Raw genomic sequence first — 419 nt, 5'->3', positions numbered from 1 at the left:
GGCCAGCCCCCGGCCTGAAATTGCCGCGATCAAAAGAGATCCGGCGTTACTTGGCAATCTCGCGTGCAAGGGAAAACGCTTCCTGAAAACCGAGCGTGATCGTCTTTTCGGATTCGATCATTCTTTTGAAGAGACCGAATTCGACCTTATATTTGACATTGCCGATGGCAAGCGGACCAATGCCGACAGCTTTTGCCGCATCGAGTGGATCACCATTGGCATTGACGGCCAATCCTTCGATGCCGGCCGGGGGAACGGCATTGACGTCGGCCGCAATAAGCAGGTCATTGCCTTTCAATTGGGCTTTGGAGACCACCTGGACGCCAGCTTTGGCGCAAGCCAGGATAATTTCGTTGGCTTCGACCAGCTTTGTCTTGCGGGCGTCGCTCGATCCGTCAGCCGCATCGACGGTGAGGTGG

At 55.6% G+C, this 419-nt stretch carries 1 protein-coding gene; it reads left to right on the top strand.

Going from position 1 to position 419, the window contains the following annotated elements; translation table 11 throughout:
- Positions 1 to 419, top strand: a 419-nt coding sequence (locus tag EOA22_RS37990) for a hypothetical protein (RefSeq protein WP_164756366.1), incomplete at both ends; no start/stop codon positions are given.

This window comes from Mesorhizobium sp. M7A.F.Ca.US.014.04.1.1 (genome assembly GCF_003998745.1).
Lineage (GTDB): Bacteria > Pseudomonadota > Alphaproteobacteria > Rhizobiales > Rhizobiaceae > Mesorhizobium > Mesorhizobium ciceri.
This window is presented reverse-complemented; position numbering and strand designations above follow the sequence as displayed.